Annotated in this window: 13 protein-coding genes; 6 read left to right on the top strand and 7 right to left on the bottom strand. The window is 69.9% G+C overall.

Annotated features, from left to right (window positions below):
* Both scy and mce read right to left on the bottom strand, forming a co-directional pair.
* A partial coding sequence (scy, locus tag ACTWQR_RS41845; RefSeq protein ID WP_443232504.1) for a polarized growth protein Scy occupies nt 1-2,385 on the bottom strand: 2,385 nt, incomplete at its 3' end.
* A gap of 231 nt (nt 2,386-2,616) precedes the next feature.
* On the bottom strand, nt 2,617-3,057 hold the full coding sequence (gene mce, locus ACTWQR_RS41840) for a methylmalonyl-CoA epimerase (RefSeq protein WP_443232503.1): 441 nt from the start codon (nt 3,055-3,057) through the stop codon (nt 2,617-2,619).
* Nucleotides 3,058-3,204: 147 nt separating this feature from the next.
* Between mce and ACTWQR_RS41835 the strand changes: the two genes are divergently transcribed.
* Both ACTWQR_RS41835 and meaB read left to right on the top strand, forming a co-directional pair.
* Nucleotides 3,205-4,407 carry an acetyl-CoA C-acetyltransferase gene (locus ACTWQR_RS41835; protein WP_443232502.1) on the top strand — a complete coding sequence of 401 codons (1,203 nt, stop codon included), beginning with the start codon at nt 3,205-3,207 and terminating at the stop codon, nt 4,405-4,407.
* 57 nt (nt 4,408-4,464) lie between these two features.
* Nucleotides 4,465-5,421: a methylmalonyl Co-A mutase-associated GTPase MeaB gene (meaB, locus tag ACTWQR_RS41830; protein WP_443232501.1), complete on the top strand. Its 957-nt coding sequence runs from the start codon at nt 4,465-4,467 to the stop codon at nt 5,419-5,421.
* A 207-nt stretch (nt 5,422-5,628) separates the two neighbouring features.
* Here the strand turns inward: meaB and ACTWQR_RS41825 are convergent, their stop codons facing one another.
* On the bottom strand, nt 5,629-6,321 hold the full coding sequence (locus ACTWQR_RS41825) for a PepSY domain-containing protein (RefSeq protein WP_443232500.1): 693 nt from the start codon (nt 6,319-6,321) through the stop codon (nt 5,629-5,631).
* Between the two features lie 172 nt (nt 6,322-6,493).
* Between ACTWQR_RS41825 and ACTWQR_RS41820 the strand changes: the two genes are divergently transcribed.
* Both ACTWQR_RS41820 and ACTWQR_RS41815 read left to right on the top strand, forming a co-directional pair.
* Nucleotides 6,494-7,162 carry a response regulator transcription factor gene (locus ACTWQR_RS41820; protein ID WP_443232499.1) on the top strand — a complete coding sequence of 223 codons (669 nt, stop codon included), beginning with the start codon at nt 6,494-6,496 and terminating at the stop codon, nt 7,160-7,162.
* Nucleotides 7,159-8,613: an ATP-binding protein gene (locus tag ACTWQR_RS41815; protein ID WP_443232498.1), complete on the top strand. Its 1,455-nt coding sequence runs from the start codon at nt 7,159-7,161 to the stop codon at nt 8,611-8,613. The genes ACTWQR_RS41820 and ACTWQR_RS41815 overlap by 4 nt, the downstream gene beginning before the upstream one ends.
* A 16-nt stretch (nt 8,614-8,629) precedes the next feature.
* Here the strand turns inward: ACTWQR_RS41815 and ACTWQR_RS41810 are convergent, their stop codons facing one another.
* From ACTWQR_RS41810 to ACTWQR_RS41795, 4 genes are all read right to left on the bottom strand, one after another.
* Nucleotides 8,630-9,106 (bottom strand): MarR family winged helix-turn-helix transcriptional regulator, encoded by a 477-nt coding sequence (locus tag ACTWQR_RS41810; protein ID WP_443232497.1) that lies wholly within the window; start codon nt 9,104-9,106, stop codon nt 8,630-8,632.
* Between the two features lie 92 nt (nt 9,107-9,198).
* Entirely contained in the window at nt 9,199-9,996 is a 798-nt protein-coding gene (locus ACTWQR_RS41805; RefSeq protein ID WP_443232496.1) for an AIM24 family protein, read from the bottom strand.
* Nucleotides 9,993-10,643 carry an AIM24 family protein gene (locus ACTWQR_RS41800; RefSeq protein WP_443232495.1) on the bottom strand — a complete coding sequence of 217 codons (651 nt, stop codon included), beginning with the start codon at nt 10,641-10,643 and terminating at the stop codon, nt 9,993-9,995. The genes ACTWQR_RS41805 and ACTWQR_RS41800 overlap by 4 nt, the downstream gene beginning before the upstream one ends.
* A 1-nt stretch (nt 10,644) precedes the next feature.
* Nucleotides 10,645-11,277 (bottom strand): AIM24 family protein, encoded by a 633-nt coding sequence (locus ACTWQR_RS41795; RefSeq protein ID WP_443232508.1) that lies wholly within the window; start codon nt 11,275-11,277, stop codon nt 10,645-10,647.
* 287 nt (nt 11,278-11,564) lie between these two features.
* Here ACTWQR_RS41795 and ACTWQR_RS41790 point away from each other — a divergent pair, with 287 nt between their 5' ends.
* Together ACTWQR_RS41790 and ACTWQR_RS41785 are read left to right on the top strand one after the other, a co-directional pair.
* On the top strand, nt 11,565-11,909 hold the full coding sequence (locus tag ACTWQR_RS41790; protein ID WP_443232494.1) for a DUF3817 domain-containing protein: 345 nt from the start codon (nt 11,565-11,567) through the stop codon (nt 11,907-11,909).
* Entirely contained in the window at nt 11,906-12,199 is a 294-nt protein-coding gene (locus ACTWQR_RS41785) for an MTH1187 family thiamine-binding protein (protein WP_443232493.1), read from the top strand. The genes ACTWQR_RS41790 and ACTWQR_RS41785 overlap by 4 nt, the downstream gene beginning before the upstream one ends.
* Nucleotides 12,200-12,432: the final 233 nt, after the last annotated feature.

Raw genomic sequence — 12,432 nt, 5'->3', positions numbered from 1 at the left:
CTCCTCCTGGGCCTGCTCGTGCAGCCCGGCCACGGAGTCCCGTACCTGCTGTGCGGTCTGCTCGGCGGCCGACACCATCTCGGTCGCCCGGCGGTCCGCCTCCTCGACCAGCCGTACGGCCTCGGCCTGCGCCTCCTCCACGCGGTTGCGCGCCGAGGCCAGCAGCTCCTCGCTCTGCTCGCGCGCCCGCTGCCGCTCCTGGTCGGCCTCCTGCCGGGCGGACCCGAGGAGCTCCTCGGCCTCGCGGCGGCGCCTGGCGGCCTCCTCCTGGGCGGCGGACAGCGCCTCGGCGGCCTCCGTGGCGAGCCGCTCGGCGGCGGCCTGCGCCTCCGCCCGTACGCGGTCGGCGGTGTCCTGTGCCTCCGACTTCAGCCGCTCGGCCTCCGCCGAGGCCTCCGAACGCAGCCGTACGGCGATGGCCTCGCCCTCGGCCCGTGACGTGGACGCGTCCGCCGCGGCCTCGTTACGAAGGCGCTCGGCCTCCGCCTCCGCCTGCGCCTGGAGCGTACGGATCCGCTCGGCGGCCTCGCCGCGCAGCCGGTCCGTCTCCTCGGCGGCCTCGCGGCGCAGCCCCTCGGCCTCCGCGCGCGCGTCGGTCAGCGCCTGCTCGGCGGAGACCACTCGCTCCTCGGCCTCGGTGTGCAGTCGGGCCAGCCCCTCGGCGGCCTCGGCCTGCCGGGCCGCTATGGCCCGCTCGGTCTCCTCGTGCAGCTCCCGGGCGGCTCGCTCCGCCTCCGCCTTGATGCCCTCGGACTGCTCGACGGCCTCCGCGCGGTGCCGCTCGGCCTCGGCGCGGGTGCGCTCCAGAGTCTCCTCGGCCTGGCGGCGCAGCGTCGTGGCGCGCTCGATGGCCTCGGTGCGGAGCCGCTGGCTCTCGGTCGTCGCGTTGGAGCGCAGCTCGTCCGCGTCGGCCTTCGCCTTCGAGAGCAGCTCCTCGGCGGTCTTGGCCGCCTCCTCGATCTGCTGGACGGCCTCACGCCGGGCCTCGGAGCGCAGCTGCTCGCCCTCGGCGACCGCGTCCGCGCGCAGTTGCTCGGCCTCGCCGCGCAGCCGGCGCGCCTCCTCCTGCAGCTCGACCGTCTTGGCGCGGTAGTCCTTGGTGTCGTCCTTCGCCGCGCCCTTGAGCTCCTCGGCGATGTCGTGCGCCTGGGCGCGCAGCCGGTCCGCCTCGGCCTCCGCCTCGGCGCGGATCCGCTCGGCCTCCTCGGCCGCCGCCTTGGTGGTCGTCTTGGCTTCCTCGGACGCCTTGTTCAGGACGTCCTCGGCCGTACGCGCCGCCTTGGCGAGCTGGGACGCGGTCTCCTCGGCGGTGAGGCTGCGCGCGTTCTCCTCGGCCTCCGCGATGATCTTCTCGGCCTTGGTGCGGGCGTCCGCGACGACCTGCTCGGCCTCGGACTTGGTGGACTCGGCCTCCTTGGTGGCCTCGCTGACCAGTCGAGCGACCTGCTCCTTGGCCGTACGCGTGCGCTGCTCGTTCGCCGACTCCGCGCTCGACAGGGCCTTGGCCGCGGCTTCCTTCGCCTCGGCGAGGACCTTGTCGGCCTCGGCCCGCGCCTCGCGCAGCGCCGTCTCGGCCTCGCTGATGCGCTGCTCGGCGGCCCGGCTCAGCTCGGTGGCCTGACGGCGGGCGCTGTCCGACTCGGTGGCGGTCGAACTGCGCAGCTGCTCGGCGTGGTCGGTGGCCTCCTGGGCCTGGGTGGATGCCGCGTTCAGCAGCCGCTCGGCGTCGGTACGGGCCCGGCGCAACAGCGCCTCGGCCTCCGAGCGCGCCTGCTCGGCGTCGCTCTGCAGCCGCTGGCGGGCCTCCGAGGCGACCCGCTCGGCCTCCGCGCGGGCGGCGGACAGGGCCTGCTCGGCCTCGGCGCGCGACTCCTCGAGGAGACGGCGGGCCTGCTGCTCGCTGCGGGCGCGCAGCTGCTCGGCCCACGCCACGTTCTCGTTGACGTGCGACTCGACGGTCTGCCGGCGCTCGGACAGCTCCTGGTCGAGCTGCTGGCGACGGGTGACCGCCTCCTGATGCAGCTCGGCCTGGAGACGGGCGGCCTGCTCGGCATGTTCCTGAAGGATCCGCTGCGTCTGCGCGCGGGCCTGGCTCAGCTCCCGCTCCGCGTCCTGGCGCAGCTGGTCGGCCTGAATCTGCGCGTTACGGAGCATCTGCTCGGCCTGGTAGCCGATGTCGGCGCTGTCGTAGGCAGGCCGAGTCGCGAGATTGCGGCGCGCCTCGTGCAGCTTGGCGCGCAGCACCTCGACCTGATAGCCGAGGTCCTCGGCGTGCTGGACGGCCTTCTCCCGCTCGGTCTTCAGCCGTTCCATCTCGGCCTCGAACCGAGAGAGGTGGTCGACGTCAGCCGCCGGCTCTCGCTCCTGGCGTTCGTAGCCCCGCACTGCGCGGTCCCATCCGTCCCCTGGTCGCAAGTCACTCCAAACGAGCACCGTCCATCCGCCGAACGGGGCCCCCGGGGAATGGTGTCAGATCAACGGCGGAGCACGGGCTGCTGCCCCGACGCTCGTCCCCCGAAACCTGGACCCCGGCCCTCGGATCCTGACGATGAGGACCCGGACCACCCCGAAGAGGCGGCGGCCGTCCCCAACCCTACCGGCCCATATGTACGGGGGTCAGTGCTCAGGTGACTCAACAGGCGCCGAAGTGACCAGTTCTGTCAGGACTCCGTGGCAATCCTTCGGGTGCAGGAAGGTGATCCGGGACCCCATCGAACCCCTGCGTGGCTCCTCGTACAGCACTCGTACGCCCTTTTTTCCGATGTCCGCCGAGTCCGCGTCGACGTCCGCCGTGCCGAAAGCGATGTGGTGCACGCCCTCGCCGTTCTTGGCCAGCCACTTCCCGACGGCGGAGTCCTCGCGGGTGGGTTCGAGGAGCTGGAGGTAGGAGGCGCCGCCGTCGGACGTCTCGTTGATCTTCAGCATGGCCTCGCGTACGCCCTGTTCCTCGTTGACCTCGGAGTGGAACACCTCGAAGCCGTACGTCGCACGATAGAACTCGACGGTCCTGTCCAGGTCGAAGCAGGCGATCCCGATGTGGTCGATTCGCGTCAGCATGGTGTTAGTGCAGCGCTCCCGGGGCGGTTACGCAACGTGCGCGCGATCACACTCCACGCCGGATGACGGGTGGCGTACCGGTCAGTACATTTCAAGTAAACCCTCGTTCACTCCTCAGCTGTGCAAGCTGGAAGGGGATCGCTCCTCATGTCTGGAACGAACAGCACCACCTCCGTGATCGTCGCGGGTGCCCGCACCCCGATGGGACGGCTGCTCGGCTCCCTGAAGTCCTTCTCAGGAGCCGACCTCGGTGGATTCGCGATCAAGGCCGCCCTCGACCGTGCGGGTATCGGCGGCGACCAGGTGCAGTACGTGATCATGGGCCAGGTGCTCCAGGCCGGGGCAGGGCAGATCCCGGCACGCCAGGCCGCGGTCAAGGCGGGCATCCCGATGAGCGTCCCGGCGCTCACGATCAACAAGGTGTGCCTCTCGGGGCTCGACGCCATCGCGCTCGCGGACCAGCTCATCCGTGCGGGTGAGTTCGAGGTCGTGGTCGCCGGTGGGCAGGAGTCCATGACCAACGCGCCCCATCTGCTGCCGAAGTCCCGTGAGGGCTACAAGTACGGCGCGATCGAGATGCTCGACGCCATGGCGCACGACGGGCTGACGGACGCCTTCGAGAACATCGCCATGGGTGAGTCGACAGAGAAGCACAACACTCGGCTGGGTATCGCCCGTCCGGAGCAGGACGAGGTCTCGGCCCTGTCGCACCAGCGAGCGGCCGCCGCGCAGAAGAACGGGATCTTCGAGGCCGAGATCACTCCGGTCGAGATTCCGCAGCGCAAGGGCGAGCCCGTCGTCTTCAGCCAGGACGAGGGCATCCGCGGTGAGACGACCGCCGAGTCGCTGGGCAAGCTGCGGCCCGCGTTCACGAAGGACGGGACGATCACGGCCGGTTCGGCCTCGCAGATCTCCGACGGCGCGGCCGCGGTGGTCGTGATGAGCAAGGCCAAGGCGCAGGAGCTCGGCCTCGCGTGGATCGCGGAGATCGGCGCCCACGGCAATGTCGCCGGCCCCGACAACTCATTGCAGTCGCAACCCTCGAATGCGATTCAGCATGCCCTGAAGAAGGAGGGGATGGGGGTCGAAGATCTTGACCTGATCGAGATCAATGAAGCCTTCGCGGCCGTCACGGTCCAGTCAATGAAGGACCTCGGAGTTTCCACCGAAAAGGTGAACGTCAACGGCGGGGCGATCGCCCTCGGTCACCCGATCGGCATGTCCGGCGCCCGGCTCGTACTCCACCTCGCGCTCGAGCTGAAGCGACGGGGCGGTGGCGTGGGTGCGGCCGCGCTGTGCGGTGGCGGTGGGCAGGGTGACGCGCTGATCGTGCGGGTACCCAAGGCCTGACGGGGGTTCTTTGTCGCCTTGTCAGCTTGTCGCCGACCTCGACTGAACGGAGCTGTGATGCAGGACGTCTCCACGCTTGTGGCCCAAGCCAGGGAAGGCCGGCCGCGGGCCGTGGCACGGCTGATCTCCCTGGTGGAGGGGGCGTCCCCGCAGCTCCGTGAGGTCATGGCCGCGCTGGCGCCCCTCGCGGGGAACGCGTACGTCGTGGGGCTCACGGGGTCGCCTGGTGTCGGTAAGTCGACATCCACGTCGGCCCTCGTGAGTGCGTACCGGCGACAGGGGAAGCGGGTCGCGGTGCTCGCCGTCGACCCGTCCTCGCCGTTCTCGGGCGGGGCGCTGCTCGGGGATCGTGTGCGGATGTCCGAGCACGCGTCGGATCCCGGGGTGTACATCCGCTCGATGGCCACACGCGGGCATCTCGGCGGGCTCGCGTGGGCCGCGCCTCAGGCGATCCGGGTGCTGGACGCGGCGGGTTGTGACGTGATCCTGGTAGAGACGGTGGGCGTCGGGCAGTCCGAGGTCGAGATCGCCTCGCAGGCCGACACGTCCGTGGTGCTGCTCGCGCCGGGTATGGGTGACGGCATCCAGGCGGCGAAGGCGGGAATCCTGGAGATCGGCGACGTGTACGTCGTCAACAAGGCCGACCGGGACGGTGCGGACGCGACGGCTCGCGAGCTCAACCACATGCTGGGTCTCGGCGAGTCCCGTGGGCCCGGCGACTGGCGGCCGCCGATCGTGAAGACGGTCGCGGCGCGTGGCGAGGGCATCGACGAGGTCGTCGAGGCCCTCGAGAAGCACCGGGCGTGGATGGAGGAGCACGGGGTGCTCGCCGAACGGCGGCTCACCCGTGCCTCGCGAGAGGTCGAGACGATCGCCGTCACGGCGCTGCGGGAGCGGATCGGGGACCTGCACGGGGATCGGCGGCTGAGCCGCCTGGCCGAGCGGATCGTGGCGGGGGAGCTGGATCCTTACCGGGCGGCGGACGAACTGGTGGCCGGGCTCACGGAGGGCTGACCGCCGGCGGTCTCGCCCCCGCCGCGTGAGAGCTCGGGTGGTGCGGTTGGCTCAGTTTGGCTCGGTGGGTGCGGGTGGGCGGGGCCCGGTCGCTCCCCCCATCGCGGCGGAGCCGCAAATGTCACAGCCCCGCGCACCTGAAGCAAGGGGCGGGCGCAGGTAAGGGCACCCGGTGCCGGGTGCCCTTACCTGTGTGTGGGGGAAACGTCAGTCGTTCGAGCGGTCCGCCGTGACCTTGCCGGAGTCGAGGTTGACCCGCCAGTCGCTGCCGGTGCCGTCGGCGGCGGTGGTGTCGGCCTCCCAGGCCTGGTCCGTGCTCTCCTCGTCGAGGTCGACGGAGGTCACCGTGCCCTTGGCGGCGGCGGCCTTCGCGGCCTCGGCGGCGGTGACGGAGCTGCCCTTCAGAGCGGCCCGGATCTGCGCGGTCTCGGCGGCATCGTCACCGTCGTCGTCCCGGTCGACGTGGGAGCCCACGACCTTGCCGTTGGCGGGGTCGACCTGGACGCTGTGCCAGGCGCCGCCGTTGGTGAGGACGTCCACGTCCCACACGTGCTTCGTGCCCTCGTCGTCCAGGTCGGCCGAGACCGCCGTACCGCCCTTGTGCTTCAGCGCCGCCCCGATCGCGTCGGCGGCCGTGACCTTCGCGACCTTGGCGTCGGTCGCGTTCTCGGCCTTGTCCTCGGCGTCCTCGCCGGTGTCCCTCGCCGCTTTGTCGTCCGCGTCGTTGTCGTCCGTGTCGTTCACATCGTCGTCGTCGCGGCCGTTGTCGTCGTTCGACACCTGCACGCTGGACTTGTTCGCCGGCGCCGCTTCGTCACCCGAGACCGCGATGGCGGTCGCGGTGCCGCCGCCGATCAGGGCCGCGGCCGCGATGGTGGCGATGACGATGTTGCGCTTCATGGGATTCCTCCGGAATACGACTGGTCGCAACCAGTAACGGATGTTGTCGCCGGTTGCAGCTGGCTTGTGTGCCTCGTCTGCTGTCGACGGGAACCAATCTGGCCGACCGACGCTGAAGCCGACCTGAAGCCCCCTGAAGCTGTCTTCAGGTTCGGTTTGCCAAGCTGGACGCATGCGCCTGTTGATCGTGGAAGATGAGAAGCGGCTCGCGGTGTCGCTGGCCAAGGGGCTGACGGCCGAGGGCTATGCCGTGGACGTCGTCCACGACGGCGCCGAGGGTCTGCACCGGGCGAGCGAGGGGACGTACGACCTCGTGATCCTCGACATCATGCTGCCCGGCATGAACGGCTACCGCGTGTGCGGCGCCCTGCGCGCCGCGGGACACGACGTGCCGATCCTGATGCTCACCGCCAAGGACGGCGAGTACGACGAGGCCGAGGGCCTCGACACGGGCGCCGACGACTATCTGACCAAGCCGTTCTCGTACGTCGTCCTCGTCGCCCGGGTGAAGGCGCTGCTGCGGCGGCGCGGCCCGTCGGGCGGGGCCTCGCCCGTGCACGAGGTCGGGAACCTGAAGGTCGACACCGCCGCCCAGCGCGTTTTCCTCGCGGACGGCGAGATCGCCCTGACCGCCAAGGAGTTCTCCGTCCTTGAGCAGCTCGTCGTGCGGGCCGGGGAGGTCGTGTCGAAGGCCGACATCCTGGAGCACGTCTGGGACTTCGCGTACGAGGGTGACCCGAACATCGTCGAGGTCTACATCAGCACCCTGCGCCGCAAGCTCGGCTCCGAGCTCATCAAGACCGTACGCGGGGCCGGATACAGACTGGAGGCACGGGCATGAGGCGGCGTCTGGGATCGGTACGGGCCCGCGCCACGCTCGCCGCGACCCTCGTCGTCGCCATAGCCCTGGTCGCCGCGGGCGCCGCCGTGCTGCTCGCGCTGCGGTCCAGCCTCATCGACCAGGCCGACACCGAGGCCGACGCCGTGGCCCGCAACGCCGCCTCGGCGCTGGCGAACGGGTTCGCGTACAACGATCTCGACCTGCCGGACGGCGACGAGAACCCCGTCGAGGTCCTGGACCGGAAAGGGAAGGCCGTCGCCGTCGGCGAAGACGTCGAGGGCATGAGCGTGAGCGCCAGGGACTCGGCCCGGCTGAACTCCGTCGCCAACGACGACGCCGGCGACACGGACGAGGGGGTGGCGGACGAGGAGGACCCCCTCGGCGCCGGCGACATCGCCGACGAGACCTGGTACGGCCAGGGCACCGCGACCGTAGAGGGGGAGAAGGACGACTATCGGTTCGCCGGGGTCGACGTGGTCACGAAGGGGGGTGTCCCGCTCACGGTCTACGCGGGCGCTCCGCTCTCCGCCGAACACGACGCCGTCGGCACGGCGTTGACGACCATGCTGATCGGTCTGCCCCTGCTGCTGGTGACTGTCAGCGGGGTGACGTACTTCGTCACCAGGCGGGCCCTGCGCCCCGTGGAGGGGATCCGTGCCGAGATGGCCGCCATCACGGCCTCCGAGGACCTCTCGCGGCGCGTCCCCGAGCCCGCCACCCACGACGAGATCGCCCGCCTCGCCCGTACGACGAACGAGACGCTCGCCGCCCTGGAGTCCTCGGTCGAGCGGCAGCGCGCGTTCGTCGCCGACGCCTCCCACGAGCTGCGCAGCCCCATCGCCTCGCTGCGCACCCAGCTCGAAGTGGGCGCCGCACACCCGGAGTTGCTCGATGTCGAGGGGGCCGTCGAGGACACCGTACGACTCCAGCGGCTCGCCGCCGACCTGCTGATGCTCGCCCGCCTCGACGCGGGGGAGCGGCCGGCGGACGCGCGCTTCGATCTGGCGGCGTTCGTCCGCGAGGAGGTGGCCCAGCGGGGCGGGGACCGGATCGCCGCGTCCGTGACCGCGGAGCCCGTCGAAGTGACCGGTTCCCGTGGGCAGTTGGCGAGGGTGCTGGGCAACCTGCTGGACAACGCCCAGCGGCACACCCGGTCCAAGGTCACGGTGACCGTGCGGCGCGCGGGGGAGGGGGCGGTCGTCGAGGTCGCCGACGACGGCGCCGGTGTGCCCGACGGCGAGCGCGAGCGGGTCTTCGAGCGTTTCGTACGGCTGGACGAGGCCCGCACACGCGACGACGGCGGAGCCGGTCTCGGCCTCGCCATCGCCCGCGACGTGTCCGTACGGCACGGTGGATCGCTCACCGTCCGCGGAGCGCCGACAGGCGGAGCCCTGTTCGAACTCCGCCTGCCTCTGGCTCAGCCGATCCGTACTCAGCCGATCCGGTCGTAGTCGACCTGGTCGTCCGCTACGGACGCCCCCGCTGACCTCGCAGGTGCTCCGCGACCGGTGTCAGGGATTTGTGGAGCTCTTCCAGTGCCTCCGGCGGGAGGAGGTCGATGAAGTGCCGCCGCACAGACGCCACATGATGAGGCGCGACCTTCTTCATCGTCTCCATGCCGTGGTCCGTGAGCACGGCGTACAGCCCACGGCGGTCGGACTCGCAGTTCTCACGTCGTACCAGGTCCGCGTTCTCCATGCGCGTGATCTGGTGCGAGAGGCGGCTCTTGGACTGGAGGGTGGCGGATGCGAGGTCGCTCATCCGCATCCGTACGCCCTCCGACTCGGAGAGGTTCACCAGGATCTCGTAGTCGTTCATAGTCAGGCCGAACGGCTGGAGGTCCCTCTCGAGCTGATACGTCAACAGCCTGTTGACCTCCAGGTGGGTGCGCCAGGCGCACTGCTCCGCATCGGTCAGCCAGCGCGTGGCCGTCTCGGTCTCCATGAATGGATTCTACCTAAGAAGTTGAAAGGCGAACTAGTGAGGGTGGTGTGACGGCGTGCACACGTTCGACGTCACACTCCGCAGACTACCGCTCACAGCCCGAAGCGACGCTGGAGGTCTCCCAGCTGTCCGGGAAGACGCGGTGTGCCTGCCTGCTGTCCCGGGTGACCGGGTACCCCGCCGCCACCGGGTACGCCGGGCTCGTGCGGGACCGCGCCCGCGGACTGCTCGGCCATCAGTACCTCGGTGGACTGCAGCAATACCGTGCCGGCGCCCACGAACTCGAACTGGTGCTCCTCTCCGGAGGCCCCGCCAAGACCCGAAAGCGCACGTAGACCGCCCATCAGGCCTGTCATGTACGCGTGGTCGTAATGGTGGCACGGCGAGGGGCAGTCGGCCCAGCCGACCAGGGCCTGCGGGTCGACCCGGATCGGAGGTTCCATGAACACCACCGGACCGTTCGAAGCGGCCACGAACTTGCCCGTCCCGATCAGCGTCAGGAAGCCCGGCACGATCGACTGCTTCAGTGCGAGAGTTGGCTGAAAAGCGAGGAGGTTGCCCGAGCGAATGGTCAGGTTGCCCTCCTCCAGATCGTACGAATTCACATCGAAGGCCCGGTCGGCGAGGAGCATCTTGCCCGAGCCGGAGGCGACGACCCAGTCGCTCGCGTGCAACGGCGAATGAAACGACGTCCGCACGAGCCGGTCCAGCCGCCCGTGCCCGATGCCGTTGAACTCCATCGAGCCGTAATAGGCGATCATCTTGCCCTTCTGCAGGAACCACTCGCTCCCCTTGAGCTCCACGCAGAAGGTGTACGCGTTGACGTTGTCGTCGACGGGCAGCGTCAACGGGTCGTGGATCACGGGGCCGGTGCCCGGATAGGTGGTCACAGCTTCTCCTCCGAGGCCTGCACGTACACCGCTCCGTTGCCGCTCAGCTCCAGCTGGAACGCCTCGCCCGAGCCGCGGCCCACCAGGTCCCGCACGCCGAGCGCGGCGGACAGCTTGTTGCGTACGTCCCCGTGATGGGCGACGTACGCCTGCGGGTCGACGTGGACCGGCCGCTGCGGACTGATCGGCACCTCGATGACCCCGCCGTGCGCCATGACGGCCACAGCGCCATGCCCCTTGAGGGTCGTGGTGAACAGCCCCTGACCCGTCATCTGGCCCCGCACCATGCCCATGACCCCGCCCTGCGAGCCCATGAACATCGTGCCCTGTTCCAGCGTCCCGTCGAAGGCGAGCAGCCGGTCCGCCTCCACGAACAAGGTGTCGCCTGTGAGGTTGATCACCTGGATGTGGTGGCCGCCGTGCCCGAACAGCACCGTGCCGGAGCCCTCGACGGTCATGAGCGGAGCGGCCTCGCCCGCCGCCCGCCGCCCGATCATCGACATGACCCCGCCCTGGCCGCCCTGCATGTTGGGGGTGAACGAGACCTCGCCCTTGTAGGCGAGCATCGCGCCGCGCTGGCTGAACAGCCGCCGGCCCGGCATCACCGTGGCCTCGACCATCTTCGAGTTGACCTCACGGAAGGGCATGTCACACCTCCCCGGCGATCGTGTTGCGCTCGCTGGGCTGCACGTAGACGACCCCGTCGCCCTCGAAGCGGATCTGGAAGGCCTCACCGCCGCCTTCGCCCATGAACGTGCGGAACGTCACACCGGACTGGAAGGACTGCCGCAGATTGCCCTGGTGCGCGATGTACGCCCCCGGGTCGACGGTCAGCGGATACTGCGCACTCACCCGCAGCACCACCGCGGGACCGTCCGACATGATCGCGGCCTGGCCGTGACCCTCGATGGTCGTCGTGAATAACCCGTTGCCCTGTGAGGCCCCGCGGACCCCCGTGAAGGCCGTGCCCGTACGCAGCCCCGAGTCCGTCGCCAGCAGGTTGCTCGACTCGACGAAGAGCTTGTCGCCCTGGAGCCCTACCAGGTTGATCTCGCTGGCCCGGTCGGCGAACCAACAGGTCCCGTGCCCCTTCACCTCCATCAGGGTCATCTGCTCACCGGTGATCCGGCGCGTCACCATGCCGCGGATCCCCTCGCCGCCACCGCTGAGCTTCTTGAACGCCATCTGTCCGTCGTACGCCACCATCGAGCCGTTCTTCGCCTTCACGGCGTCGCCGGTCATGTCGACGGCCAGCACCTTGCTGCCTTGGAGTCGGAACATCGCCACGATGTGAAGGTAGCCGCCGGGCGCGGTCACCGACAGATCCTCCGGGATGATCCGACCCTGACCGCACCCCGAGACCCGCACCCGAAGACCCAGACCCCGGGCCGGGGCGGCCGGATCCCGGATGCTTCAATGGGAAACGCTTGTGCTCGCGTTCACAAAGCGTCGACTCAACTGTCGACTCAACTGTCGACTCAACCGTCGACCCGACTGTGGACCGCACGGCCGACCGCATGGCCGCCCCCCAACTCCACCCCCGAACTCCTCTCCACCGAAGGTGACTCGTGGACATCAAGACCGCCTCCGCCCTCCGCCGCCTCCGCCTGGTCTCCGCCCCCGAGGCCGTCTCGTTCCTGCTGCTGCTCGTGTCCTCGGTGCTGAAGCGGACCACGGACTTCAATGCGGTGCCGGTGATGGGCATGGTCCACGGAATCCTCTTCATCCTGTACGTGATCTTCTGGGCCGACGCCTGGAACCGCACCAAGTGGGGCCTGAAGACCGCGGCCCTCTACTTCATCCTCTCCGTGCTCCCGACCGGCGGCTTCTTCGCCGAGCGCAAGCTCAAGCGCGAGGCCGAGGACGCCGTCATCGCGTCGCGCGCCCGCAAGGAAGGGATCGTCAGCGCATGATCGTCGCCTTCTCCGTGACGCCGCTGGGCGTCGGCGAGGACGTAGGGGAGTACGTGGCCGACGCCGTCCGGGTCGTCCGCGAGTCCGGGCTGCCGAACCGCACCGACGCGATGTTCACGTCCATCGAGGGCGAGTGGGACGAGGTCATGGACGTCGTCAAGCGCGCCGTCGCCGTGGTGGAGGAGCGGACGCCGCGCGTCTCCCTCGTCCTCAAGGCGGACATCCGCCCCGGTGTGACGGACGGGCTGACGTCCAAGGTGGAGACGGTGGAGCGACACCTGGCCGACTGAGCCGATCGCGCCGCTGTCGAGAAAGCCCCGGTCTACTACAGCTTCGGGAGTCTCGCCCCCAGACCCCCCAGACCCCCAGGTCGGAAGGGGTTCTTGGGGTGGTGTGTTTGCTGCGGGTGGGTGGGGGTTGGTCGCGCAGTTCCCCGCGCCCCTAAAAGATGGGGTGGCTCAGGTCGGTTCTCACACTGCCGGACCTCGTGGGCTGAGCGCGCAGTTCCTCGCGCCCCTGAAAA

The organism is Streptomyces sp. 2A115 (assembly GCF_052245575.1).
GTDB lineage: Bacteria > Actinomycetota > Actinomycetes > Streptomycetales > Streptomycetaceae > Streptomyces.
The sequence above is the reverse complement of the archived record's forward strand: the minus strand, read 5'-3'. Positions and strand labels throughout refer to the sequence as shown.

What these genes read in the sequence shown, in the direction of transcription:
- mce (WP_443232503.1), bottom strand. Translation starts at nt 3,057, where the DNA reads ATGCTGACGCGAATCGACCACATCGGGATCGCCTGCTTCGACCTGGAC.
- ACTWQR_RS41835 (WP_443232502.1), top strand. Translation starts at nt 3,205, where the DNA reads ATGTCTGGAACGAACAGCACCACCTCCGTGATCGTCGCGGGTGCCCGC.
- meaB (WP_443232501.1), top strand. Translation starts at nt 4,465, where the DNA reads ATGCAGGACGTCTCCACGCTTGTGGCCCAAGCCAGGGAAGGCCGGCCG.
- ACTWQR_RS41825 (WP_443232500.1), bottom strand. Translation starts at nt 6,321, where the DNA reads ATGAAGCGCAACATCGTCATCGCCACCATCGCGGCCGCGGCCCTGATC.
- ACTWQR_RS41820 (WP_443232499.1), top strand. Translation starts at nt 6,494, where the DNA reads ATGCGCCTGTTGATCGTGGAAGATGAGAAGCGGCTCGCGGTGTCGCTG.
- ACTWQR_RS41815 (WP_443232498.1), top strand. Translation starts at nt 7,159, where the DNA reads ATGAGGCGGCGTCTGGGATCGGTACGGGCCCGCGCCACGCTCGCCGCG.
- ACTWQR_RS41810 (WP_443232497.1), bottom strand. Translation starts at nt 9,106, where the DNA reads ATGGAGACCGAGACGGCCACGCGCTGGCTGACCGATGCGGAGCAGTGC.
- ACTWQR_RS41800 (WP_443232495.1), bottom strand. Translation starts at nt 10,643, where the DNA reads ATGCCCTTCCGTGAGGTCAACTCGAAGATGGTCGAGGCCACGGTGATG.
- ACTWQR_RS41795 (WP_443232508.1), bottom strand. Translation starts at nt 11,277, where the DNA reads ATGTTCCGACTCCAAGGCAGCAAGGTGCTGGCCGTCGACATGACCGGC.
- ACTWQR_RS41785 (WP_443232493.1), top strand. Translation starts at nt 11,906, where the DNA reads ATGATCGTCGCCTTCTCCGTGACGCCGCTGGGCGTCGGCGAGGACGTA.